The organism is Photorhabdus hindustanensis (genome assembly GCF_002968995.1).
GTDB lineage: Bacteria > Pseudomonadota > Gammaproteobacteria > Enterobacterales > Enterobacteriaceae > Photorhabdus > Photorhabdus akhurstii.
In genome coordinates this window covers 1-26,171 of the sequence record NZ_PUWT01000021.1, presented here as the reverse complement: position 1 = coordinate 26,171, position 26,171 = coordinate 1, and the positions used below count along the sequence as shown (strand labels likewise).

Below are 26,171 nucleotides of genomic sequence, written 5' to 3'. Positions count from 1 at the left end.
GATTTTGTCTGGTTTCAACGTCTAAAAGGATGCAGGCGCGGTGTCGATCGGCATGCACCTTGAGGCGGTAARCGCAATAAAAAGAGGGGTAAAATGGTTAATGTATCAGGATTTAACCTCTAAACAGAGAGTTGATTATCCGAGAAAGTATAAGGGAATATCTTTAATATTATCAGGCTATTCACTGGCCTAATTTATGCGAAAAATAACCTATAGAAATCTTTCAGGGTTGAGAGTAAACAGCCTCAGCAAAGATAAAAAGCGGGTATGATTCACGTTGGTTAAATGTAACACACGATATGCCATGATGATTAAACTGAATAAAAATCAGGGAGTAAAAGTGATAAAAACAACGGTTAAAACCTGATAACAATTAAAATCGGCGGTTAAAGCCACGGTTTTTAATCATCGATTAAAACCTGCCCATCATAAAGCTATCAGTGAAAAGCTCTGTTAACTTGGGAAAAAGAATAAGTAAAAAAATAATCCGGTATAAACAATATATACCGGATTATCATATCAAGATTAAATTATTTAAAACTCCTGACTATATCAGTAATTACACTACCTCCTTTGCAAAACCGATTTCCAACGCCCTATTCAAAGCCTGAGCTAAAGCGGCTTTATTCTCATCATCTTCCAATAAACTAAAATGGTCACCCGGTATCGCAATCAGTTTAAGCGAAGTATCAGCTATTATCTGCGCCCAACCTAGCGATGGATCGATATTTAAAGGCTCTGACTTTTTATCCGTCACAAAAGAAATAGACGGGTAAGGTTCCATCGCATAAAACTGATGCAACGTTACCGCTAATGCTTGTGGCTCATAATCTTTGACTATTTGATCATAATGCTCTATCTGTTCCCAACGTTTTGCCATTAAGTCAGCACTCAGATTAACGGGATATAACGCTAGTTCCTGCGCCGCTGCAATAAATTGCACCAAATTCAACTCATCGATTCGCTGATGCAACTCAGCAATCTCTTCAGCGTGTTCTTCCCCTAATTGCCTGACCAATTCAGCAAAGAATTGATGTTTTGGTTGCGCTACCTGCTCACCAAAGCAATGAGGAGCAAGCGTGTCAATCAGCCCCAGGAAATTAACTCGCTCGCCAGCACTCAAAAGCTGTTGGGCAATGGCATAAGCCAATATTCCACCAGAAGAGTAACCACTTATCCGATATGGGCCTACCGGTTGAACAGCTTTCATCAAGGTGATCATTCTGGCAGCCTGCTCTTCCATCGTTGACATCGGCTCCTCACTGATGGAAGGCCAAGGCAGTGCATAAATCGGGTAGTCCGACGGAATATGCTGAGCCAACCCGAAAGCATAGGAGTAATCACCCATACCACTGGGCACAAAGAACAGCGGCAACCCTGTCCTATCAAGTCGTACCGATATGGCGCTATTTTGCGGCTGAGACAGTAAATCTGAGGTGATTTTTGCGGCCAGTTCAGCTAGCACCGGGAATTGGAACAAGGTATTCAGTGTGCAAACCATTCCTCGACCAGCGACAATATTGGTCATTCGCATAGCGAGCAATGAATGGCCGCCCAATGCGAAGAAGTTGTCATGGCGGCTGACCCGCTCAACACCCAGTAACTCACCCCAAATAGCCGCCAGAGTTGTCTCAGTTTCCCCTTGCGGCGCTTCATAGACCTGACGGGAAAAATCTTCCTCCCGCGGCGCCGGTAATGCCCGGCGATCTAGCTTGCCGTTCGGGGTTTGCGGGAAGGTATCCAGACGTACAAACGCTGACGGCACCATATAATCTGGCAAAATGGCACTCAAATGAGCACGCAAACTGGCCGTTAGCTCTTCATTCGCTCCCGCTACCACATAGGCGACCAAATGTTTGTCTCGACCATCCTCCCACACCGACACCGCCGCCTCTTGCACCGCCGGGTGTTCCAACAACCGGATTTCAATCTCCCCTAACTCAATTCGGAAGCCCCGAATTTTTACCTGCTCGTCATTACGGCCCAGAAATTCTAGATTACCGTCCGGTAAGTAACGAGCCAAATCCCCTGTGCGATACATCCGCGCACCAGATACTCGACTAAAAGGATCGGCTATAAAACGTTCCGCACTTAATTCCGGCTGGTTAAGATAACCCCGTGCAACCCCAACGCCGCCAATATACATTTCGCCAACGCAGCCTAATGGGACCGGTTGACCATATCCGTCCAGTAGATAGACGCAGGTATTTTTAAGCGGCCGGCCGATAGAACTATCATCAGCCAGGGATAATATCTCCTTACAGGTCGCCGTTACGGTATTTTCCGTCGGACCATAGGCGTTCAATAGTCGAGGTCGGTGGGTTTCCCGCGCAAACCAGTCTTGAATAGCGCTCTTTTTAACCGCTTCACCACCAATAATGATGAATCTGAGGCAATCCGGTAGCGGTAATGGGTTATCTCTGGCAATCAGTTCAGACCAAAATAGCGCCGGCAGCGACATTACTGTGATACGGTTCTGCCAAGCCAAGGAAATAAATTCCTGCATCGAAGTCAGCCAACGCTCATCGCGCATGACCAATGTAGCGCCATTACATAGTGACAAGCAGCACTCTTCTACTGAGACGTCAAACGCAAAAGAGGCAAATTGTAACAACCGGTCTTGCGCAGTCACCGCATAGGTCTCGTTAAAACCCAGATGACGTTGATACACCGCCTGATGTTCTATCATCACTCCTTTCGGCTGCCCGGTTGAACCGGAAGTATAGATAACATAAGCCAGATGTTGTGGCGTCAATCCGATTACCTGTGGGTTACTGTCCGGCTGGTCTGGTAAAATATGCGAATCAAGTACCGTCAGTCCGGCCAGTGCCCGTTCGCCAAGCGCCGTCCGGCCAGCTTCATCAACCAGTACCACTGACGGGGCCGTATCATCCAAAATATACGCCAGACGTTCTCCCGGATAAGCCGGGTCCAGCGGCACATAAGCCCCGCCCGCTTTCAGCACCGCCAACAACGCCTCCACTATCGCCGGGGAACGTGCCATGCAAATCGCTACTCTTTGATCTGGGACGACGCCTAATGTCATCAATTGATGGGCAAGGCGGTTGGCGCGAGCATTTAATTCGGCATAGCTGAAACTTTGCTCTTCATATACTAACGCAGTCGCCTCCGGGGTTTTCTCTACCTGTCGCTCAAACAGTTGGTGAACACATAATGGGTCAGGATACGGGTTTTCCGTGGTATTCCAGGTTTCCAGCAACAGTGTGCGTTCCGTTTCAGGCAGGATGTTCAGCGCTCGTACCGGTGTCTCCGGAGCCTGTTCAAGCGCTTCCACCAGACCTTCCAGCGCCTGCTGCATATAATCGCATAGTCTCTCTGGCGCAAACGGCTGTACCACCAGAGCGGTTAGCCCCAACGTGGAACCACCATCTTCCACCGATAGCCCAAATGGGTAGTTAGTCCGCTCCTGTCCGTCCAAAAATTCAACGCCTGTGATGATGTCGTCCGACATTGCCGATAAGGCGTTATGTCGATAGTTGAACAGAGCGCTAAAGAGCGGCGTACCGCTGGCAATACCACTGCACCGCTGGGCCAGCGCCAGTGAAGCATGCTCATGTTCCAGCAATCCGGCCAGTCGCAAATGTACCGCACGCACGCTATCCTGTATCGGGGTATCATCAATATCCAGTCGCAACGGCAGGGTATTCATAAACAGCCCCATCCCATTGTCTGCCCCCTCTCCCGCTTCCATGCGCCCAAACAGAACTGTGCCAAACACCACTTTCTCTTGCCCGCTGGTATGCGACAGTACCTGTGCCCAAGCCAGATGACACAACGCCGCCAGACTGACACCGAAACGCCGAGCCAAGCCACGCAAACGGTCATTCAGCTCAGGTGCCAACATCCGGTGAAATTCCCTCATTTGAGAGCCGTCACGATGTACTTCCGCCAGCCCGAATGGGAATGTTGGTTCATCCACCTCCGCCAACATGTCGGTAAAGAAACGGGTATGTGCTGCCTGATCCCCCTTCAACCGAGTCTGAGCCACCAGATTGCGGAAAGGAACCGGCGCAGGCAAGCTATCCCCCTGCCCGGTAAAATAGGCCCGCACTTCACGGTGCATCACTTCCAACGTTTCATGGTCGCCAATCAAGTGATGCTGCAATTCCAGTAAAAACCAGCGGCCATCAGTTTCCTGAGTGATGACAAAATGCAGTAACGGCGCCTGACTCAAATTAAGACGATAGTGCCCCGGATCAAAACGCCGGGTTAACTGGTCAATGACTGGGCCGTCAGCCGGGTCTAACGTCAGTTCCGTCACAGGCAACCGTGCCTGACGCCAGACCACCTGCGCCGGAACTGATAATCCTTGCCAGATAAAAGCCGTACGCAGGATGTCATGGCGATCAATCGCCTGTTGTACCGCCGCCAGATAACGGTCCAATAACGAGCGATTCTCAAAGATCACCGGATAGAGCAACAGATACGGGTCGCCTTTCTGTTCCAACAGGTGATGGAACAGGATACCGTCCTGTAACGGCGACAGGGCATAGATATCCTGAATATTAGCCACTCCACCCGGCACCTGCCCGACAATGCGATCAATATCAGTCTGAGTGAGATCAATCAGCGGCAACATTTCCGGCGTCAGCGTCGTAGTGGCCGGGGTGATGACGTTAGGCGGCACCACGACAGCCTGATGTTGTCCCAATGTTTGGGCCAAGTCTGACAACACCGGAAATTGGAACAGAGCCCGCGCCGTCAGAGTCAACCCCAAGTGACGCAAGCGTTCAATCATGCGTACAGCGAGCAATGAATGGCCACCCAACACAAAGAAGCTGTCATGTCGGCTAATCTGCTCAATACCCAATAACTCACTCCAGATAGCAGCCAGAGCGATCTCTGCTTCCCCTTGCGGCGCTTCATAGACCTGACGGGCAAAATCCTCTTCCCGCGGCGCCGGTAATGCCCGGCGATCTAACTTGCCGTTCGGCGTCTGCGGGAAAGCATCCATACGTACAAAGGCCACCGGAACCATATAGTCAGGTAAAATCGCACTTAAGTATTCACGTAAATCAGCAGCTAATCTCTCATGCGCTTCCGCTGCCACATAGGCGACCAGCCGTTTGTGTTGCCCGTCGTCCAATGCCAGCACCGCCGCCTCTCGTACCGCCGGGTGCTCTATCAACCGGGCTTCAATCTCCCCTAGTTCGATCCGGAAGCCCCGAATTTTTACCTGCTCGTCGTTACGCCCCAAGAACTCCAGCTCGCCATCCGGCAGGTAGCGGGCCAAATCGCCGGTGCGATACATTCGCGCACCGGATACCGGACTAAAGGGATCGGCTATAAAACGTTCCGCACTCAATTCCGGCTGGTTAAGATAACTCCGTGCTACGCCTACGCCGCCAATATACATTTCACCAACGCAGCCTAATGGGACGGGCTGACCGTATTTGTCCAGCAGGTAAATGCGAGTATTTTTAACCGGCCGACCGATAGAACGATCATCTGTCGGGAATAATATCTCCTTACAGGTCGCCGTCACGGTATTTTCCGTCGGGCCATAGGCGTTCAATAGTCGAGGTCGGTGGATTTCCTGCGTAAACCAATCCTGAACGGCGCTCTTTTTCACTGCCTCACCCCCAATGATGATGAGTCTGAGGCAATCCGGTAACGGTAATCCATTATCTCTGGCAACTAGTTCGGACCAAAATAACGCCGGCAGAGACATCACAGTGATACGGTTTTGCCGGGCTAAGGTAATAAATTCCTGCATAGAAGTTAGCCAACGCTCATCACGCATCACTAACGTGGCGCCATTACACAATGACAAGCAGCATTCCTCTACTGAAACATCAAACGCAAAAGAGGCAAATTGTAATAACCGGTCTTGCGCAGTGACGGCATAAGTGTCATTAAATCCCAGATGACGTTGATACAGCGCCTGATGTTCTATCAGCACCCCTTTCGGCTGCCCGGTTGAACCGGAGGTATAGATGACATAAGCCAGATGTCGCGGCGTCAATTCGGCTACCTGTGGGTTACTGTCCGGCTGGTCCGGCAAAATATTCGGGTCAAGTACCGTCAACCCGGCCAGTGCCTGTTCGCCAAGCGCCGCCCGGCCAGCTTCATCAACCAATACCACTGACGGGGCCGTATCATTCAGGATATACGCCAGACGTTCTCCCGGATAAGTCGGGTCAAGCGGTACATAAGCCCCGCCCGCTTTCAGCACCGCCAACAACGCCACCACTACCGCCGGTGAACGCGCCATGCAAATCACCGCCCGCTGATCTGGTATCAGGCCCAATGCAATCAGTTGGTGGGCAAGACGGTTGGCGCGAGCATTTAATTCGGCATAACTGAGAGTCTGCTCTTCATAGACTAACGCAGTCGCTTCCGGGGTTTTCTCTACCTGTTGTTCAAACTGTTGATGAATACATAGCGGGTCAGGATAGGGGATTTCAGTAGCATTCAAGGTTTCCAGTAACAGCATCCGTTCCGTTTCGGGCAGGACATTTAGCACACGTATCGGCGTCTCCGGGGCCTGCTCAAGGGCTTCCGCCAGACTTTCCAACGCCTGCTGCATATAACCGCATAGTCTCTCTGACTCAAACGGTTGTACCACCTGAGCGGTCAACCCTAACGTAGAACCACCATCCTCTACCGATAGGCCAAATGGATAGTTGGTCCGTTCCTGTTCCCCCAAGAATTCAATCCCGGCCATTGTCTCATCCAGCGCCGGCAGTGGCTCATTATGGCGATAGTTGAACAGGGCGCTAAAGAGTGGGCTATCACCTTGTATCCCACTGCACCGCTGAGCCAGCGCCAGTGAAGCATGCTCATGCTCCAGTAATTCAGCCAATCGTAAATGAACCGCCCGCACGCTCTCCTGTACCGGGGTATCATCGATGTCCAACCGCAACGGCAAGGTATTCATAAACAGCCCCATGCCATTGTCTGCCCCTTCTCCCGCAGCCATACGCCCAAACAGGACGGTGCCAAACACCACTTTCTCTTGCCCGCTGATACGCGACAACACTTGCGCCCATGCCAGATGACACAACGCCGCCAGACTGATGCCCAAACGCCGGGCTTGACTGCGCAGGCGATCATTTAATGAGGTGGTTAGCATCCGATAGGATTCCGTCATGCGAGATCCGTCACGATGCACCTCCGCCAGTCCGAATGGCAACGTTGGCTCATCCACCTCCGCCAACATGTCGGTAAAGAAACGGGTATGCGCTGCCTGACTCACCCCCAACCGGGACTGAGCCACCAGATTGCGGAAAGGCGCTGGCGTAGGCAGGCGCTCTTCCTGCCCGGCAAAATAGGCCCGCACTTCACGGTGCATCACTTCCATCGTTTCATGGTCGCCAATTAAGTGATGCTGCACTTCCAGTAAGAACCAACGACCATCCGTTTCCTGAGCGATAACAAAATGCAATAACGGAGCCTGCCCCAGATCAAGACGATACTGACTCGGATCAAAACGCTGGGTTAACTGGTCAATCACCGGGCCGTCAGCCGGGTCTAGCGTCAGCTCCGTCACGGGCAACTGTGCTCGGCGCAAGACCACTTGTGCCGGGGCTGACAATCCTTGCCAAATAAAAGCCGTCCGCAGGGTGTCATGACGATCAATCGCCTGTTGCACCGCAGCCAGATAACGGTCCAGCAGAGATCGGTTAGCAAAGACCACCGGATAGAGCAACAGATACGGGTCGCCTTCCTGTTCCAACAGATGGTGGAACAGAATACCATCCTGCAACGGCGACAATGCATAGATATCCTGAATATTGGTCATCCCGCCCGGCGCCAGTTCAACGATGTGATCAATCTCATTTTGGGTCAGATCAATCAATGGCAACATCTCCGGCGTCAGCGCCGTGGTAGTGGGAGTGATGACGTTAGGCGGTATCATCACGGTCTGATGCTGTCCCAACGCTTGGGCCAGCGTTGACAGCGCCGGTGACTGGAACAGATCGCGCGCCGTTAGTGTCAATCCCAAGTGACGCAGACGTTCAATCATGCGTACAGCAAGCAGTGAATGGCCGCCTAACGCAAAGAAACTGTCATGCCGGCTTATCTGCTCAATGCCCAATAATTCACGCCAGATAGCCGCCAGGGCGATCTCAGCCTCCCCTTGCGGCGCCTCATAAATCTGACGGGCAAAATCTTCCTCTCTTGGCGCCGGTAATGCCCGACGATCCAGTTTGCCGCTCGGAGTCTGCGGGAAGGTATCCAGACGCACAAAAGCTACCGGAACCATATAGTCAGGCAAAATCGTACTCAAGTATTCACGTAAATCAGCCGCCAATCTCTCGTGTGCTTCCGCCGCCACATAGGCGACCAGCCGTTTGTGCTGCCCATCATCCAGTGCCAGCACCGCCGCCTCTTGTACCGCTGGGTGTTCCACCAAACGGGTTTCAATTTCCCCCAACTCAACCCGGAAGCCACGGATTTTAACTTGTTCATCGTTACGGCCCAGGAATTCCAGATCACCGTCCGGCAGAAAGCGGGCCAAATCCCCAGAGCGATACATCCGCGCGTCGAATTCCGGGCTAAAGGGGTCCGGCAGAAAACGTTCCGCGCTCAATGCAGGTCGGTTGAGATAACCTCGCGCCACACCCACACCGCCAATGTACATTTCTCCAATGCCACCCAATGGAACCGGTTGACCTTCTCTATCCAACAGATATATGCGGGAATTTTTAGTTGGCCGACCGATAGAACGGGCATCTTCCGGGGATAATAGCTCCTTATAAGTCACCGTCACGGTATTTTCCGTCGGACCATAACCGTTCAACAACCGGGGCCGGTGGCCTTCCTGCTTAAACCAATCCTGAACGGCGTTCTTTTTTACCGCCTCACCACCAATCATGACGAGTCGAAGGCAATCCGGTAACGATAACCCAGGCTCTCTGGCCGCCAGTTCAGACCAGAATAGAGTCGGCAGAGAAACAATCGTAATACGATGTTGCCGGGTTAAAGCAATAAATTCCTGTACCGAAGCCAGCCAGCTATCATCCCGGATCACCAGTGCGGCCCCATTGCATAATGTCGAGAAAAATTCTTCTACTGAAACATCAAACGCAAACGCGGCAAATTGCAACACCCGATCTTGCACAGTGACGGCATAGGTGTCATTAACGCCCAGAAGACGTTGATAAATCGCCTGATGTTCTATCATCACCCCTTTCGGCTGCCCGGTTGAACCGGAGGTGTAAATCACATAGGCCAGATGCTGTGGCGTCAACGCAGTCACCAATGGATTGCTGTCCGGTTGGTCGGGGAGGATATTCGGGTCAAGCACTGTTAACCCAGTCAGCGCAGCTTCACCCAACGCTTCCCGACCAGCCGCATCAGCCAACACCACTGACGGGGCAGTATCATTTAGGATAAACGCCAGACGTTCCGCCGGGTAAGTTGAATCCAGCGGCACATAGGCCCCGCCAGCTTTCAGCACTGCCAACAGCGCCACCACCATCGCCGGGGAGCGTGCTACACAGATCGCTACTCGCTGGTCCGGTACGACGCCCAATGCAATCAACTGGTGCGCCAGCCGGTTAGCGCCAGCATTTAATTCAGCATAACTGAGTCTTTGCCCTTGATACTCTAACGCCGTGGCCTCTGGAGTTTGCTCTACCTGTTGCTCAAATAATTGATGAATACATAACGGGTCAGGATAAGGGATTTCAGTCGTGTTCCAAGTTTCCAGCAATAATGTACGTTCAGCCTCAGGCAACAAATTAAGCTGCCCGACGGGAATTTCATCCCCCATCTTTTTCGATGCTGCCAGCACCTGTAAGTGCTCACTCATCCGTAAAACAACTTCCGTGCTCAGGCGATTTTCATCATAGATCCAGCGAAAACCGCCCTGCTCATTTATCTGGAAGGTCAACAATTCGCCGGATATCTTCTGATCACGTGGCTTATCATCCTTTATCAACGAGACGGCGATTCGCCACGGCCGACTGGTTGCCAACGCCGGGATAGCCTGCAACGAAGGAGAACAAGAGAAGAGATCACAACTAAATGTACCGTATTGCTCCAACCGGGACAGCTCATCATCAACCCAGCCAGCTACCTCACGCCAAGGCTTATCAAGCGCTACCTCAACGGCCATAGGCACCACCGTCGCCAGATTTGCCGACTCATCTTTTACCTCATCCACACGCCAACCGATTTGGAATGAGGTCTGTTGAGTCAGGCGCGCAAGGTAAATGACAAAAGTCTGCAACAACGTTCGCAATGGCTCCTCTTCACCATTTTTAGGTAGAGGGGACTGCCAAGCGCTCATTGTCCATCTGGGTTCTGTTTGTTCTCCGGCGGTTTCGAAAGGTAACTGGAGGGGTTGCAAAGCAGCAAGACGCTCATACCAAAATAATTCACTGGGTGTGAGTCTCTCAAGGATATTCTTTGTATTTCGAGTCTGTTGTGAAACGTCATTTGCGTCGGTCATATTTTCTGACGTCTGAGTTTTAAACGCACTTCCCACTTTAGCAATGTTATTTTTCATCTACTACCTCAATGAATCTGTTAGAAATTTGAAAACCGTCATTCCCGACAGTCATCACTAATGTTTCTCTCCTACTTCTTGCCCAAAAATAAAAATAAACACATCGGCTATCCACCCAAGAGACTCTGATACCGGATGCTACAGATCGATTAATTGACTGTAATTTTCGTTGACGGACGCTGATATTACATAATTAAAAACTTAACCATTAACTGCATTTATTATCCATAATTACCCAATAACCTTTATACTTTATCCGTTTTCCATTAATACCTAATTAAAACCATTTCAAAAACAAACCAAGTATTTTAAAAGAAAAAACAGACCAAATTACATTTAATTATCAAAATATTACTTTGACAATCACCTATAAAATAGTCCCTATTCCAATAATAAAAGGATATACTAATTCCAAATATAGTTATTCAATAGGCATAAAATAATCCTGTATATTCAATCATACCAAAATATAACGTCAAGCTAAAAATAATTCATAAAAAATTATTTTTCAACAATAAGACAATACCGCTAACAAATATACCACAAATGGATAAATACAAATTATATTTAACTTAATTACATATACCCTGCAATAATTAGAATGTAAAAAAACACAAATGTTATTATATCAACAACCAATAATAAACAATTTCAAATTAAAATAACTTAATTTTTCATTGCTTTATAATAATACACAACGCAATCTATATACTAATCAATAATATTTACTATCGCACAAATCAAACACTCTCCCATTTAAATACTTTAACTTTAAGGCACCCTATATCTCATTCAAATTTCAAATATAAGAAAATAACTTTTTCACTACATACACTTATAACTAAACATTAATTTTAACTTTATGATTAATGCTATTTTAAAATAGCATGGACATTAACACCAATTATCTTTAATATATTAATCAATTGTTATTTTTATAAAATTATCTATTTATGTCTTCTATAACTCACATCCTTAAATGTTAATGATAAAGCAGCTATAATAGCTGGAATGGATAAAATGGCAAAAATAGTGCCATGACTTAATTCAAGCTTGATCAGTTCTGCGCCAAATAAGATACCGAAAATCCCACCGAATCTTCCAAACCCTAACATCCAGGCAACACCCGTCGCCCTACAATGAGTAGGATAAAATTGTGCAGAGATTGCACCCATCGACGCCTGAGCGCCATTCATCGTTATCCCGGCAAGAAATATAAGAATACTCAATAATAATACATTTTCTTCCTGACCAATAAAAAAGACTAAAATACCAGCCAGAGCATAATTAGTTGCAACCACTTTATGAGGATTAATTCGATCCATTAACCAACCGGAAAAGATCGTACTAATTACGCCTCCCAAAGGAAATAATCCTGTCAGTGTTGCCGCCATGCTAATACTGAAACCAACATCATTCATTAAAAACGGCATCCAACTTGTCAGAACATAAAAAACCAATGCTCCCATGCAATAGGTTATCCATAACATTGTCGTCCCAACTAAGAATCGATTAGATAAAACCGTTTTAATTGACGATTTATATATAACTTCTTCTCCATCAAAAGTAAATTTGTTTATATCATTTAAAGTATCGCCGGTCATTTTAGATAAAATTCTTCTTATATTATTATCCTTTGAACCACCTTGCAAAGCCAAATATCTAAGTGACTCAGGTAATAGAAAAAAGAGAAATAGCGATAGAAATAACGGCAGAATACCCCCTAAAATCAAAACTCCCTGCCAGCCAAAATGTGGAATAATCCATGCAGAAATTACCCCTCCTACCGCAGCACCGAGAGGAAAACCACAAAAAACGATATTTATTAACAAAGATCGCCGATTCTCTGGTGCATATTCAGATATTAAGGTTATTGCATTTGACATTGCCGCACCAAGACCCAACCCAGTCAAAAACCGCAAAATAGTTAATGTCTGTATTGAATCTGCGACAGCGGTAGCAAGACTCAATAGGCCAAAAACCGTGACGGATATTGTCAGCACTGACCTTCGACCAAACCGATCGGCAAGTGGACCGGCAAAAATCGACCCCAACGATAACCCAAAAAGAGCGGCGCTCATAGCCGGCCCAAGAATAGCACCTTCTACTTTAAAATCATTGACCACGGCTGGTGCAATATACCCCATTAATACCGTATCAAAACCATCAATAACAACAATTAAGAAACATAAAATTAATACTTGCCATTGAACCTTCGAAAATTTTTGATTATTAATAACATGTTGAATACTGACTGTTTTAGTGCTATCCATCTTAAATCACCAATATTAAAAAACTCATTATTCTTAATTATAAAGATAAATTATCTGGTTTAATAATAGAGGTAAAGAAAATTTATTTTCAATATTTCCTGCATTAATTTTATTAACATCCATATTATCATCATGAAAAACATAATTGACGTTATTATTTTCAATTTATAACATTTTCCTGAAATATCTCTATTGACTGATAGTCACATCTCTAATTTAAAATTTCTGTCCTCTGTCCTCTGTCCTCTGTCCTCTGTCCTCTGTCCTCTGTCCTCTGTCCTCTGAATTCACATTAATAATAACGAAAACATCTAATAACCTATCCCACTTTTGAGAATTCATGAATTCCTAATCAATTGTTTTAATTGCTCTTTTATGATTTTTCCACTTGCGTTTCTGGGTAATGAACGTCCTACGTGACGAAATACTTTCGAAGTGTAAGAATATGTCTTACACTATAGAATATTAGTTATCTGAATGAGGTGTATTATGGTATCGCGTACAATGACAGTAGATACCGGCGAAGAATTACGTGGTTTTGTAGAAAGCCTAGTCGAATCAGGTTATTACAAAACTAATAGTGAAGTCGTTCGGGAAGGATTACGGTTATTACAGGAAAAACAAGCTGAATCCAAACTGGAAGCACTTCGTCAGCTAATTGATGACGGTGATAACAGTGGCGAAGTTGTAGCGTGGGATCTCAATACTTTCCTTACACGTATGAAAAATAAAACACACAATGTCCAGTAAAACATTTTTTCTAAAGCCTAAAGCTGAACAGGACTTAGAAGCTATTTTTGAATACAGTTATCAAGAATTTGGCCTGGAAAAAGCGTATCAATATATCAAGAATATCGACAGGGCTTTTCATACACTTGCTGAAGCTCCCGGGCTGGCCCGGAATTACAACCATGTTCGACTTGGGCTAAAGGCATTCCCGGTTGCTTCACACATTATCTTTTTTCGCTTAATGGCAAATGGTATCACTATTGTAAGAGTCTTACATCAATCTATGGATTATCAACGGCACATGGAATGAATACTGAGGTTTCGCAAAAACCAGCCTAACAGGAAGGGGGAATATCAGGATCTCTAATGATCGGATTTTGAGGTTCAATCGTGTAAAAAATCACTTAATGCGTGCTGAACATTTGGCATTGGCATTTTGATCGCCATAGTTAAATATAGGGACTGTCCTAGATAAGTCATTTGATCTAGGATATCCAAATGAGAAAAATTCGGATTAGCCAATACAAGCAAAAATGTCTTCAGCAGCTCCTTGTGGCAGGAGCCACAGCGCACACTGCGGCAGGAAGGTATCTTAGTGATGTAATGCAACCTGTGGCGAAATTATCAGGTACAATCACGTAAAAATGCCTCACACACCGAGAAGAATAATCGGGCTGGCGGAGATATGAATCAGTTTCCACAATACCAAGGAGATTCTCTCCAAAGACCTCTAATGCGGACTGAATAAAATAGTCAGTTCTTGCGTCCATATAAATTTACTCTATAAGTATATCAAGTCCATAAATCATGCATCGAATCAAACTACATGTTTTAATAAGTTATAGTCGTAAGCAACAGGGATCTCAATTAAAAACGGTTCATTAAGAATGATATGCTTGTTCCAAGACTTTCGGAAGTTCTTCTTTTTGAATTTGCTCCCATATTAAGAAATACAGTCGATACCTTTCAATTCCAGACCAACATTACAGTATTATTGAGGCGGGACAGACCATAAATACCAGTAAATTAACGGTTATCACAAACCATTACCACGACATTATATATTTTCAGGCATTAAGAAAATACTTGGTGCACAAGTCGCCTATTAGCACAAGCGCACCTAGCAATACGGTGGATCAACCCATTGCAAGCTATAATCCCGGCGCCTTCCATAATGAAGTTGTCAAACCATGATCGACTAACGTTAATTGATCAGCATATATCGCCTGCCAATCCTGTTTAGCCTTTTGATACACTTCATAATGTTCAGGATTTGGCTGATATTCATGTTGCCAACGCACCAGTTTTTCCCCTGTCGTCCCCATTGCATCATAAAGCCCCACTCCCACTCCGGCGGCAATGGCACATCCCAAAGCGGTTGATTCTTTAACCATCGGCACCCGAACCGGCAATCCTGTCACATCAGATAAAATCTGGCTCCATAATTTTCCTTTTGAACCCCCACCAGCGAATACCAGTGAATCCGGTTTCACTGCGGAAAAAGCAGAAATCAGATCCAAGTTACAGGCCGAGACAATCGCTGCGTTCTCTTCCAACGCACGGAATAGGGTCGCTTTATTGCATTTCTCAGGATCAATGGAAAGGTTAATAAAGGAAGGTGCAGCATGATACCAAGCTTTAAATCGCATCACATCAGAGAAAATTGGCATGATACCGTAAGAGCCTGCCGGGACTCTGGCCGCCATATCTTCCAGTAAGCTATAAGTATCAACACCAAGACGCTCTGCCAACAGCTTTTCTTCCGCGCAAAATGCGTCCCTAAACCAACGCATGGTTAAGCCAGTAAAGAAACTAATGGACTCCGCCTGAACCATGCCAGGAATAACATGAGGGTTTATCCGTGTATTCATATTCGGGTCAGTGACTGGCGCCGGCAAATTGACCACCTGCTGCCAGAAAGTGCCACCGATAACGGCGGTCTGGGCAGGTTTGACAACACCTAAACCAAGACAGCCAAGCTGTACATCGCCACCGCCCATAATGACCGGTGTGCCAACGTTCAATCCACATTGAGTAGCGGCTTTCTCAGTGACGTAACCTAACAAGGTTCCGGTCTCTTTTACCGGCGAAAGAATATCAGAGCGCAATCCTGCCATCTCAAGCAGATCGGGCCGCCAGTCACGACTTGCCAGATCCAGCATGCCTGTCGTACCGGCATTGGAGGGATCGACAGCCACTTCGCCACTGAGCATATTTGCCAGCCAGTCGCTGATCATGGTTAAAGCCGCTGCCTGACGATAGATATCAGGACGATGATGAGCCAACCATAACAGACGAGGCATTGCACCCAAGGCTAATGTTTGCCCTGAACACTGGTAAACATCATATTCAAAAGTGCTGTCATACAGCGCCTTCAATTCACTCACTTCATGGCTGGAACGCGCGTCCACATTCGCGCAAGCCCAGATCGGCTCGCCATTGCGGTTATAAAGCACAATGCCTTCCCGCATGGAACAGGATGCCACCCCCTGAATAGCGCTGGCGGGCAATTCCGCGGCTTTCAGCGCCTGACGAATACATTGGCATGCAAGTTGCCAGTTCGTCGCTAAATCAAACTCCATTGAACCCGGTACATCAGGTACAGGCTGATGTATCCATTCAGCCTGTCCTGCGGCGATCTGATTCCCTTCAAGATCAAATATCACTGCACGAACACTCCCTGTTCCTGCATCAAGCGCCATCAGATATTTTCCCGATGGATTAGCACTACGGCGTTGATTCATGATGCTATCCTCAGTTTAATTACTTTTTGAACTATTACTTTTTAAACTTATAGCTTTACCTCAAATTTTTTCTGCTTATTTCACGGATAGAGTCAATACAGGGTTCAACGCAGCAAATTCAGCATTGCTTTGGCAGTCTGTTCTTCCGTCACCAGTCCATTGATATATTGACCATGCAACGCGGCAATAATGGCTTCCGCTTTCTCTTCCCCTCCCGCGACGCCAATCACTGTCGGGATGGTTTTTAGTTCTGGCATGGAGATACCTATCAGCTCCTGATGAATCTGCATATCCTCCACCAGTTCACCATCAGCACGCATAAAATAGCCAAGGATATCGCCCACAGCGCCTTTCCGACCAAACATTAGCTGTTCACCACCACTGATATAACCAGAACGCATAATTGTCGCCTGCTGTTTCTGATTAACCGCGCCAATACCAACGATAGCAATATCAGCCGCGCAAGCCGCCAGCAAAACATCTTGGACACTGCTTTCCTGACGGAATGTTTCAGCAACCTGAGCCGTGGAAGCTCGTAATGGGGCAGGGATAATACTGATTGAACAAGCTGCATCCAGTTGACCAATACCGGTCATATAAGGACCGACGCCACCGGATAGTGTGACTAACCTGATTTGTTGTGATGAGATAAAGCCACTTAAATGTTGCAATGTGCACATGGTGGTTTCACCAAATCCCACTGCTAATAATTGCTGCGGTTCAATCAATGCCATCAGCAAATGTGCCGCGCCGACCCCTAATCTGGCATTAAGATTCATATTCGCCAGTGCTGGTAAAACGCGCACCTGTTTCAAAGAGAAATGTTTTTGCAGGGTATCTTCCAGCGCCAAACACCCCTCATAACGAGAGTTAATTTGTACCCGAATGACACCTGATTGCCGCCCTTTCTCCAGTAATCTGGAGACTTTTAACCGGCTCAAACCAAGCAAATCGCCGATGTCGCCTTGTGTCAGGCCATCGTGATAGTAAAACCATGCAATACGCGCAAGCAGCTCTTCTTCACTCATGCTATTACCCGGATAGGTGTCCTCATTTTTCTCTTTAGCTGACTTTTCTTTCACTGATTTTATCGACATAACCACTTTCTTTTTATCCGCACTCAACAGATAACCATTAAAACGTATAACACGCCAGAGTCTTACCGCAAAAATTTGAACATAATTCAATGAATATGCAAATTTTTCACAAAATGTGATCTAAATATTGCCAATATCACAATTTAACAGCTACCATGTTGAACAATTGTTTTTTAAATATATAAATGTTCATTTTGTCTGCCTCCGCACCTGTATGTTAAGAGGATGCCGCGATGTTACATAACAACACCGCAGTACCACCACTATTAGAAGTCAGTGGCATCAGTAAGCAGTTTTCCGGCGTAATGGTACTGAAACATATTGATTTTACTCTGCTTTCAGGGCAGATACATGCTCTGTTAGGGGGTAATGGCGCGGGCAAATCAACACTGATGAAGATTATTGCCGGTATCGAGCAGCCAGATAAAGGCACTCTCAAGATTAGCGGTGATCATGTCAGCCATCTTAATCCCACTAAAGCCCATCAACTCGGTATTTATCTGATACCACAAGAACCATTGCTATTTCCGAATTTGTCTGTACAAGAAAACATTCTGTTTCGGTTGCCAAAGCATCAGGTAGATAAGTCTAAAATGAAACAGCGACTGGCATTACTTGGCTGTCAATTAGATCTGCATGTCAGTGCTAGCAGCCTTAATGTCGCCGATCAGCAATTGGTAGAAATTATGCGCGGCCTGATGCGTAATTCGAAAATCTTAATCCTTGATGAACCTACCGCCTCCCTGACGCCAGCAGAAACCAAACGCCTATTTGCCCAGCTCCGCGAGTTACAACAGCAAGGCGTCGGCATCATTTTTATTTCTCACAAAATCCCTGAAATCTACCAATTAGCGGATCAGGTCAGCGTCATGCGTGACGGTAGTATTGCTTTAAGTGGCGAAATCCACGATTACACAACAGATGATATTATTCAGGCTATTACACCGGCCGCGAAAAATCAGACATTAAACGGCGTCCCAAAATTGAGCCTGGATCTCAACAATAACCGGCACCAGACAGCGCCAGATCGACCAATACTGACAGTCACAAAACTGAGTGGCGAGGGTTTCAGCAATATCACATTCTCAGTGAAACCCGGTGAGATTCTTGGCTTGGCCGGCGTTGTCGGCGCAGGTCGTACCGAACTGGCTGAAACCCTTTATGGCCTGCGCCCTGCGATATCCGGTGAAGTCAAGTTAAAACAATACGCCATTAATGAGCTAACAACCGCTCAACGTCTGGCTCAGGGTTTGGTTTATTTGCCGGAAGATCGGCAGTCATCAGGACTATTTCTGGATTCATCACTCGGCTGGAATATCTGCTCACTAACCCACAACCGCGATACATTCTGGATACGCCCCGCCTATGACACCGCGGTCCTTGAACGCTATTGCCAAATCCTGAATATCAAATTCAGCCATATCAACCAGCCGATCAAAACGCTGTCCGGCGGTAATCAACAGAAAGTGCTGATTGCTAAATGTCTGGAAGCTCACCCCGCCGTTCTTATTATTGATGAACCTACACGTGGTGTGGATGTCGCGGCACGCAATGATATTTACCAACTGATTCGCCATATCGCCCAACAACAAGTGGCGATTATTTTTATTTCATCGGATCTGGATGAAGTGGTTCAAATGACTGATCGGGTATTAGTTATGCATCAGGGAGAAATCAACGGCGAATTAACTAAGCAACAAATGGATATTGATACCATTATGCACATCGCTTTCGGCGAACATAAATCACAACAGGCGGCATCATGTTGAAACTTATCCAGAATAATCGAGAAATTACCGCATTAATTGCCATTCTCTGTCTATTTGGCTTACTTAGTCTCATCGACCACCAGTATTTTAACTTACAAACTGTCACCCTCGTTTTCAGTAGTGCGCAGATCCTTATCTTGCTTGCAATGGGGGCAACATTGGTCATGCTGACTCGCAATATTGATGTCTCTGTCGGCTCCATTGTCGGCTTATGCGCGGTCATGATGGGAATGTCATTGAATGCCGGTTTTAGCCTGCCCGTTTCCTGCCTGTTGACTCTTCTCCTCGGTATGGGTGCCGGGTTCATTAATGGCGTACTGGTCGCCTGGCTGAAAATTCCCGCGATTGTTGCCACTCTCGGCACGCTGGGGCTTTACCGTGGCCTGATGTTATTGCTGACTGACGGTAAATGGATTGAAGGCTTACCGGACGAATTAAAGCGCCTTTCCGCACCTTTATGGCTCAATATCTCACCTATCGGCTGGCTGTTAATGATCTTGATATTAGCAATGGCGTGGATACTAGCAAAAACCCCATTTGGCCGGAGCTTTTACGCCACAGGAGACAACCTGCAAGGCGCTCGTCAATTGGGCGTTCGTACAGATAGCATTCAAATTATCGCCTTTTCCGTAAATGGCGTGATGGCCGCACTGGCCGGGATTGTTTTTGCTTCCCAGATTGGTTTTATCCCAAATCAGACCGGTAATGGGTTGGAAATGAGAGCTATCGCAGCTTGTGTGCTAGGCGGCATCAGTCTGCTTGGCGGCACCGGTACAGTAATCGGCGCTATTTTAGGCGCATTTTTCCTGACGCAGATAAACAGCGGATTAGTACTACTAAAACTTCCTGCCTGGTGGAATGATTTTATTGCCGGATTTGTTCTGCTGGCAGTATTGATTTTTGATGGACGCCTTCGTTGTGCCATCGAAAAAAATATCCGCCAACAAAAATATGCCCGTTTCCTCAAAAATGACAAAAGTAATCAGGTGACATAATGAGTATCGGTCAACGTTATGGTTGGGAATTCGCCCTAGCCGCATTACTGATTATTGAAATTCTGCTATTTGGCATAGCAAACTCGCGCATGCTGGATATCAATATATTGTTGCTGAGTACCAGTGATTTTATTTGCATCGGGATTGTGGCCTTGCCGCTGACTATGGTCATTGTGAGTGGCGGTATCGATATTTCATTCGGCTCAACTATTGGTTTGTGCGCGATATCGCTCGGAGTGATGAATCAGGTCGGTATTCCAATGGCCGCCGCCATTCCTTTAACTCTACTGGTCGGTGCAATATGTGGAATAATCAATGCCGCGCTGATTTTATATACCGGCATTAACCCGCTGGTTATCACACTCGGTACCCTATATCTGTTCGGCGGCAGCGCTCTGCTGCTTTCCGGCATCTCCGGCGCAACCGGTTATGAAGGCATTGGCGGCTTCCCACAAGCATTGACTGACTTCGCTAATTTGACGGTGCTTGGCCTACCCATGCCATTAGTGCTGTTTTTACTCTGTCTCCTTATTTTTTGGCTCTTCATGCATCGTACCCACAGTGGACGCAATATTTTCCTGATTGGGCAAAGCAGTAAAGTTGCCCGTTACGCGGCAATTCCCATTGCCCGAACACTGTATCTTCTCTATACCCTGACCGGCATCGCTTCTGCTATCGCCGCCATTGTATTAGTTTCCTATTTTGGATCAGCTCGCTCTGACCTTGGCGCGTCATTTCTGATGCCGGCAATCACCGCGGTAGTATTGGGCGGAGCCAATATTTACGGTGGTTCAGGTTCAATCATCGGCACCGCGCTGGCTATATTATTAATTGGTTATTTACAACAGGGATTACAGATGGCAGGCGTTCCCAATCAGGTATCCAGCGCCCTCGCCGGCGCCCTGTTAATTATTGCCGTGGTAGGACGTTCCATCAGCCTGCATCACCACCAAATTCGTGACTGGATACAGCGATGGCGAAATCAGAGGTTGTCTTCCTAAATCGACAGGTTGAATTTTATGACATTACAGTCCCTCTGAAACCCAACAATATGGAGAGAGTAATGAAAACATTAATCCTGAAAAAACTGGCTCTAATTAGCCTATTAAGTTTGGCTTGCGCCTCTTGGGTACATGCCGCCGAAAGAATTGCTTTCATCCCTAAACTGGTCGGTGTCGGCTTTTTTACCAGTGGCGGCCAAGGCGCAGTAGCCGCCGGGAAAGCCCTGGGTGTCAATGTTACCTATGATGGACCGACAGAACCCAGTGTTGCCGGGCAAGTTCAGCTTATCAACAACTTCGTGAACCAAGGCTATGACGCTATTGTGGTCTCGGCGGTTTCACCGGATGGCCTATGCCCCGCGTTGAAACGAGCCATGCAACGGGGGGTGAAAATTCTAACCTGGGATTCAGACACCTCGCCGGAATGCCGTTCTATCTATATCAATCAGGGAACGCCAAGTCAGTTGGGCGGAATGCTGGTGGACATGGCTGCCAATCAGGTGCAAAAAAAGCAAGCCAAAGTCGCGTTTTTCTACTCCAGCCCAACGGTAACTGATCAAAACCAATGGGTAAAAGAAGCCAAAGATAAAATTGCCGCGGAACACCCAGGTTGGGAAATTGTCACCACCCAATTTGGTTATAACGATGCAACCAAATCCTTACAAACCGCAGAAGGGATCTTAAAAGCCTGGAGTGATCTGGACGCCATTATTGCCCCGGATGCCAACGCCCTGCCTGCTGCGGCCCAAGCGGCAGAAAATCTGAAACGACAAGATGTTGCGATCGTCGGTTTCAGCACCCCCAATGTCATGCGTCCTTATGTCGAACGCGGAACCGTGAAGCAATTCGGGCTTTGGGATGTGGTCAACCAAGGCAAAATATCGATTCATGTCGCCAATGAATTACTCAAGAAGGGTGATTTAAATGTCGGCGATAAACTAGATATTCCCGATATTGGCATTGTCGAAGTTGTCCCAAACCGCGTTCAGGGTTATCGCTATGAGGCCAAAGGAAACGGTATTGTTGTTCTGCCTGAACGGGTCATTTTCACCAAAGACAATATCAATCAATACGATTTCTAATGCTACTGTCCAGCAATCTCTGCCATGCATGGTTGCTGGACCAATGTAAGTGAGTTAGGAGAAGAAAAATGGCAGATTTAGATGATATTAAAGATGGTAAAGATTTTGGTATTGATATCCCGCAGAAGAACAGCCTGTTTGAACTGAAAGGCTGTGGCGCACTGGATTGGGGAATGCAATCACGACTTTCCCGCATTTTTAATCCCAAAACCAATCGAACAGTTATGTTGGCTTTCGACCACGGTTATTTTCAAGGGCCAACAACCGGGCTTGAACGCATCGATATCAATATTGCTCCACTGTTCCCCCATACCGACGTCTTGATGTGTACCCGCGGTATTCTGCGTAGTCAGGTTCCACCCGCAACCAATAAACCGGTGGTCCTACGTGCTTCCGGCGCCAACTCGATTCTGACGGAACTCTCCAATGAAGCGGTCGCGGTTGCGATGGAAGATGCTTTACGCCTGAATGTCTGTGCCGTAGCCGCTCAGGTCTATATCGGCTCTGAATATGAGCATCAATCAATTAAGAACATTATCAAATTAGTCGATCAGGGAATGCGTTACGGTATGCCAACAATGGCAGTCACCGGCGTTGGTAAAGATATGGTTCGGGATCAACGTTATTTTTCTCTGGCGACGCGCATTGCGGCCGAAATGGGCGCACAAATCATTAAAACTTACTATGTCGATACAGGCTTTGAACGTATTGCCAGCGGATGCCCAGTTCCTATTGTCATTGCGGGTGGTAAAAAGCTACCAGAAAAAGAGGCTCTGGAGATGTGTTACCAGGCCATTGATCAAGGGGCTGCCGGTGTTGATATGGGCCGTAATATATTCCAATCCGAAGCTCCGGTTGCCATGTTAAAAGCGGTTCAAGCCGTCGTACACCAGAATGAGAATGCCAGCAAAGCTTACGAGTTATTTTTAAGTGAAAAACAATAAGGAGAATATAAGATGCACGTAACTCTGGTTGAAATTAATGTTAAGCAGGACAAATTAGACGAATTTATTGAAATTTTTCGCCTTAATCATCTGGGGTCAATTAAAGAAGCAGGCAATTTACGTTTTGATGTATTACGGGATGAAAATATCCCTACCCGCTTTTATATTTATGAAGCCTATGTTGATGAAAAAGCGGCTTACGCACACAAGCAAACTCCTCATTATCTGCAATGTGTTGAACATCTTGAATCCCTAATGTCTGAACCCAGGAAGAAGAGATCGTTTATAGGTGTGATGCCGGAAATAAAATAAATATACCCGTCATCTTTCAAGCTGCCTCTTTGTTGGCTGCACTCACTCACCCCGGTCACATAGTTATCTATGCTCCCGGGGATTTTGACGCTCCCTGTAATTTTTGGTCTTTTCTCTTAACCATGCCCTCCCCCTTCCAGTTCTTCCCTAGCGGCAATAAGTACTTGCTCTGGCATTGTTCTCAGAACTTCTTTAGGTTTCTTATTACCTAACCAACTATTATTCGAACCAAACCAAACAGCCAATCCCCAAGAGGTTTTTTTATCACCAAATAATGTGATGATTTTCTTAATAATATCAAGCGGTTTAAAATCTTCATCTAAAGCATATTGAGGAAAATAACCTTTACCATCAATCGTAATCGCAAAAATCTTATTACTGTTTTTCCATCTGTTTGGCCCTACACTCTTATTGCTGGATTTAAACCCATATCCATTTGAAACAGCCTCTGAGGTCAACCAGATTGAATCTGATAGGATTGACTCCTTTAAAGCTTTTCGACGTGCTGAGAAACGAGCGTCACGATCTTGCTTCTGTGCAGATGATAGTTTCCTGACAGAATTATCTGCCTTTATCTTATTGAACTCTTTCTTTTTGGGTTGAATCCCAGGTTCTGCTTTCTGATTCACTTTTTTATCGGCCTTAAGTACAGGGAACCATGTTTAAGTTTCGTTGCCATCTCAGTAGCAACCTGATCCATATCCAAACCTTCACCAGTAAAATTAGCTGGAATATTTTTTAACTCAGTTGTCCCTCGTTGAGCAAACTCAACAAAATTAATAATCTCTTCATACATATGTGCAGGCACGGCATAGAACTGGATCTGATTGTTTGATGAGACAGCAATAGCATCTCCTTGGGCTTCCGCCAAAGCCGCGCTAGGATTGGTTTTGAACTTGCTTATCGGTATGGTGTAACCACACATAACCTTCTGTAACATATAGCATACCTCCACTTAACACTGCCATATATAGCTCAAAATTCAGCTCTAAATATAGAGCTATATTTGGATACCACTAACATCTCGTAGATTAATAAATTATTAATTTACAGGGTTCTCATAATAAACCAGTACACTCTGATCATGTTTTTACTTCTCAGGACTATACTGTGAAGCAGTATATATTTGCAACTCGCGGGGCTAACACGGCATCAATATTCCTCATTCTCCTCCATGTTCTTTCTTTATAAACCTCTATTCATATTTATTCTCCAAGAATAACGCTACGTTTTCCTTGCCTATCACTAAAATCAACAAGTAATAATTCTCAACCAAATATCTTAAAGTCAAAACCTACATTACTGAATGTCGTGTTAATAATACCGATATCGCCAACAAACAATTGTTTTAAAACCAACCAAAAAGGTTGACTTTTGATCGAATTGCGCTATTTTCGAGGAATGGAAAGAACCTTGATTAGCATTCTCCTCTTTGATGCCAAAATTGGAATATTTCAAAATGCTCTCCAAGCAGGCAAGCATACTTGTATTTTACCTTCTTGGCAGCATGACGAAAGTTAGAAGAAAAAGAGACGAGTCTGAAAACCAAACTACTTTCTTATCTACATCATTCATACCAATGACATAGGAGTAAATATATTTTGGCTGACTTAGTGCCAATCCCAATAGGCGTAATTGTTGCAGGCAGTTTGAACACGGACAGCGCGGAAAAACCGGAGCGTACACGTAGTACGTGAGGATTTTGAACACTGCCCAGGTTCAAAATGGCAAATAAAATAGCCCTATTGGGATAGGCCGTTAATTTATTTAACGATAAAAGGGCAAGATCAGGGACTCATCTCCGCGGGTTGTTCATCAATTGACTCGATTGGTAATAAATACCAAGTTAACCATCAAGATGAAATTCTGGTTTACGGTTTGAGCCACTCAATGTTACGTAAGAAAAACGTTAAACATCAACCGGTGATAATTAGAAAACCCATTGATAAATCAACGCCTCTGTTAGGTGTTGCAATTTCCAATAATGAAGTAATGGATTGTTTTATTAACCATTATAGGACAAGTTTAAATGGAGGATTAGAATTATATTTTAATTTAAAGCTAATCGGAGCTCAAATATTGGAATACAGTGTACTCCATCCCAACTCTTTAGAAAATAATGACCAGCAACCTCAAGAAACGCTATCGTTAATATATAAAAGTATAACGTGGAACCATATTATCGCAGGAACCGGCGGTTATAGTATATGGGAAGATACGGTATATTAACTCTCAATAAAATACCACCTCCCAAACGGGAGGTATTTAGATAAACTTCAAACTCAACAACCACCGACTAAAGTCGGTGGGTTAGTGATTAACGGACTGAAAGTCCGGATACGCATCGGCTGAACGATGCGTCAATTGTCCATCCTGAAGTTATCATCCGGGTTTGGTTCAAAATGATGCTCCAGATAAGCCTTTATCATCTCTTCCGTTAACTGACCCACCGTCGCACAAAAATAGCCTCTGCCCCAAAAATGCTGACCCCAGTCGCGTTTCTTTAGATGCGAAAACTCTTCAAACAACTTACTCGCTGTCCTTCCCTTCAGTCTCCTCATGATTTCTGAGGGAGATAATGTCGGGGGACTACTCACCAGTATGTGAACATGATCTTTGCTCACGACCCCTTTTAATATCCTGATTTCAAATGCTTCACATGTCTGACGAACTAACTCGCGCACCCGTATTGCTACTTCACCTATCAGCACTTTGTGCCTGTATTTCGTTACCCACACAAAATGG

Annotated in this window: 16 protein-coding genes and 1 pseudogene; 10 read left to right on the top strand and 7 right to left on the bottom strand. The window is 46.0% G+C overall.

The window, feature by feature from the left end:
• Nucleotides 1–559: 559 nt before the first annotated feature.
• On the bottom strand, nt 560–10,480 hold the full coding sequence (locus C6H66_RS08585; protein WP_105395354.1) for a non-ribosomal peptide synthetase: 9,921 nt from the start codon (nt 10,478–10,480) through the stop codon (nt 560–562).
• 947 nt (nt 10,481–11,427) lie between these two features.
• On the bottom strand, nt 11,428–12,753 hold the full coding sequence (locus tag C6H66_RS08580) for an MFS transporter (protein WP_105395353.1): 1,326 nt from the start codon (nt 12,751–12,753) through the stop codon (nt 11,428–11,430).
• Between the two features lie 489 nt (nt 12,754–13,242).
• On the opposite strand from C6H66_RS08580, the gene C6H66_RS08575 reads away from it, so the two are divergent.
• The 3 genes and pseudogenes from C6H66_RS08575 to C6H66_RS08565 all read left to right on the top strand — a co-directional run.
• Nucleotides 13,243–13,503 carry a type II toxin-antitoxin system ParD family antitoxin gene (locus tag C6H66_RS08575; protein ID WP_229000702.1) on the top strand — a complete coding sequence of 87 codons (261 nt, stop codon included), beginning with the start codon at nt 13,243–13,245 and terminating at the stop codon, nt 13,501–13,503.
• Nucleotides 13,493–13,792, top strand: a complete 300-nt coding sequence (locus tag C6H66_RS08570) for a type II toxin-antitoxin system RelE/ParE family toxin (protein WP_105395352.1) — start codon at nt 13,493–13,495, stop codon at nt 13,790–13,792. The genes C6H66_RS08575 and C6H66_RS08570 overlap by 11 nt, the downstream gene beginning before the upstream one ends.
• Before the next feature lie 188 nt (nt 13,793–13,980).
• Nucleotides 13,981–14,064 (top strand): annotated as a pseudogene (locus tag C6H66_RS08565) (IS1595 family transposase); the annotation flags it as partial.
• 569 nt (nt 14,065–14,633) lie between these two features.
• Here the strand turns inward: C6H66_RS08565 and lsrK are convergent.
• Nucleotides 14,634–16,226 (bottom strand): autoinducer-2 kinase, encoded by a 1,593-nt coding sequence (lsrK, locus tag C6H66_RS08560; protein WP_105395351.1) that lies wholly within the window; start codon nt 16,224–16,226, stop codon nt 14,634–14,636.
• A gap of 104 nt (nt 16,227–16,330) precedes the next feature.
• Nucleotides 16,331–17,323 carry a transcriptional regulator LsrR gene (gene lsrR / locus C6H66_RS08555; RefSeq protein WP_105395355.1) on the bottom strand — a complete coding sequence of 331 codons (993 nt, stop codon included), beginning with the start codon at nt 17,321–17,323 and terminating at the stop codon, nt 16,331–16,333.
• Between the two features lie 233 nt (nt 17,324–17,556).
• Here lsrR and lsrA point away from each other — a divergent pair, with 233 nt between their 5' ends.
• The 6 genes from lsrA to lsrG all read left to right on the top strand — a co-directional run bounded on the left by lsrA (nt 17,557) and on the right by lsrG (nt 23,426).
• Nucleotides 17,557–19,092 (top strand): autoinducer 2 ABC transporter ATP-binding protein LsrA, encoded by a 1,536-nt coding sequence (gene lsrA, locus C6H66_RS08550; RefSeq protein ID WP_105395350.1) that lies wholly within the window; start codon nt 17,557–17,559, stop codon nt 19,090–19,092.
• Entirely contained in the window at nt 19,086–20,087 is a 1,002-nt protein-coding gene (gene lsrC / locus C6H66_RS08545) for an autoinducer 2 ABC transporter permease LsrC (protein WP_036778821.1), read from the top strand. The genes lsrA and lsrC overlap by 7 nt, the downstream gene beginning before the upstream one ends.
• Nucleotides 20,087–21,088 (top strand): autoinducer 2 ABC transporter permease LsrD, encoded by a 1,002-nt coding sequence (gene lsrD, locus C6H66_RS08540; protein WP_036813924.1) that lies wholly within the window; start codon nt 20,087–20,089, stop codon nt 21,086–21,088. The genes lsrC and lsrD overlap by 1 nt, the downstream gene beginning before the upstream one ends.
• A gap of 62 nt (nt 21,089–21,150) precedes the next feature.
• Nucleotides 21,151–22,170, top strand: a complete 1,020-nt coding sequence (gene lsrB / locus C6H66_RS08535) for an autoinducer 2 ABC transporter substrate-binding protein LsrB (protein WP_105395349.1) — start codon at nt 21,151–21,153, stop codon at nt 22,168–22,170.
• A gap of 68 nt (nt 22,171–22,238) precedes the next feature.
• On the top strand, nt 22,239–23,114 hold the full coding sequence (gene lsrF, locus C6H66_RS08530; RefSeq protein WP_011147358.1) for a 3-hydroxy-5-phosphonooxypentane-2,4-dione thiolase: 876 nt from the start codon (nt 22,239–22,241) through the stop codon (nt 23,112–23,114).
• A gap of 12 nt (nt 23,115–23,126) precedes the next feature.
• Complete coding sequence (lsrG, locus tag C6H66_RS08525) at nt 23,127–23,426, top strand: (4S)-4-hydroxy-5-phosphonooxypentane-2,3-dione isomerase (protein ID WP_046396252.1); 300 nt, start codon at nt 23,127–23,129, stop codon at nt 23,424–23,426.
• 116 nt (nt 23,427–23,542) lie between these two features.
• Here lsrG and C6H66_RS25600 read toward each other — a convergent pair whose 3' ends face one another.
• Together C6H66_RS25600 and C6H66_RS08515 are read right to left on the bottom strand one after the other, a co-directional pair.
• On the bottom strand, nt 23,543–24,055 hold the full coding sequence (locus C6H66_RS25600; protein ID WP_146111035.1) for a hypothetical protein: 513 nt from the start codon (nt 24,053–24,055) through the stop codon (nt 23,543–23,545).
• The gene (locus tag C6H66_RS08515; protein ID WP_105395347.1) at nt 24,052–24,366 is read right to left on the bottom strand and encodes an antitoxin of toxin-antitoxin stability system; all 315 of its coding nucleotides are present in this window, start codon (nt 24,364–24,366) and stop codon (nt 24,052–24,054) included. Before C6H66_RS08515 ends, C6H66_RS25600 begins: the two co-directional genes overlap by 4 nt.
• Before the next feature lie 821 nt (nt 24,367–25,187).
• Here C6H66_RS08515 and C6H66_RS08510 point away from each other — a divergent pair.
• A complete protein-coding gene (locus tag C6H66_RS08510) occupies nt 25,188–25,655 on the top strand; it encodes an Hcp family type VI secretion system effector (RefSeq protein ID WP_105395346.1) in 468 nt (155 codons plus the stop codon).
• 131 nt (nt 25,656–25,786) lie between these two features.
• Here C6H66_RS08510 and tnpA read toward each other — a convergent pair.
• A partial coding sequence (gene tnpA / locus C6H66_RS08505) for an IS200/IS605 family transposase (RefSeq protein WP_105395345.1) occupies nt 25,787–26,171 on the bottom strand: 385 nt, incomplete at its 5' end.

Coding starts and splice junctions, on each gene's coding strand:
- C6H66_RS08580 (WP_105395353.1), bottom strand. CDS start 12,753: ATGGATAGCACTAAAACAGTCAGTATTCAACATGTTATTAATAATCAA.
- lsrB (WP_105395349.1), top strand. CDS start 21,151: ATGAAAACATTAATCCTGAAAAAACTGGCTCTAATTAGCCTATTAAGT.
- lsrR (WP_105395355.1), bottom strand. CDS start 17,323: ATGTCGATAAAATCAGTGAAAGAAAAGTCAGCTAAAGAGAAAAATGAG.
- C6H66_RS08570 (WP_105395352.1), top strand. CDS start 13,493: ATGTCCAGTAAAACATTTTTTCTAAAGCCTAAAGCTGAACAGGACTTA.
- lsrF (WP_011147358.1), top strand. CDS start 22,239: ATGGCAGATTTAGATGATATTAAAGATGGTAAAGATTTTGGTATTGAT.
- lsrG (WP_046396252.1), top strand. CDS start 23,127: ATGCACGTAACTCTGGTTGAAATTAATGTTAAGCAGGACAAATTAGAC.
- lsrD (WP_036813924.1), top strand. CDS start 20,087: ATGAGTATCGGTCAACGTTATGGTTGGGAATTCGCCCTAGCCGCATTA.
- lsrC (WP_036778821.1), top strand. CDS start 19,086: ATGTTGAAACTTATCCAGAATAATCGAGAAATTACCGCATTAATTGCC.
- C6H66_RS08575 (WP_229000702.1), top strand. CDS start 13,243: ATGGTATCGCGTACAATGACAGTAGATACCGGCGAAGAATTACGTGGT.
- lsrK (WP_105395351.1), bottom strand. CDS start 16,226: ATGAATCAACGCCGTAGTGCTAATCCATCGGGAAAATATCTGATGGCG.
- C6H66_RS08515 (WP_105395347.1), bottom strand. CDS start 24,366: ATGTTACAGAAGGTTATGTGTGGTTACACCATACCGATAAGCAAGTTC.
- C6H66_RS08585 (WP_105395354.1), bottom strand. CDS start 10,480: ATGAAAAATAACATTGCTAAAGTGGGAAGTGCGTTTAAAACTCAGACG.
- lsrA (WP_105395350.1), top strand. CDS start 17,557: ATGTTACATAACAACACCGCAGTACCACCACTATTAGAAGTCAGTGGC.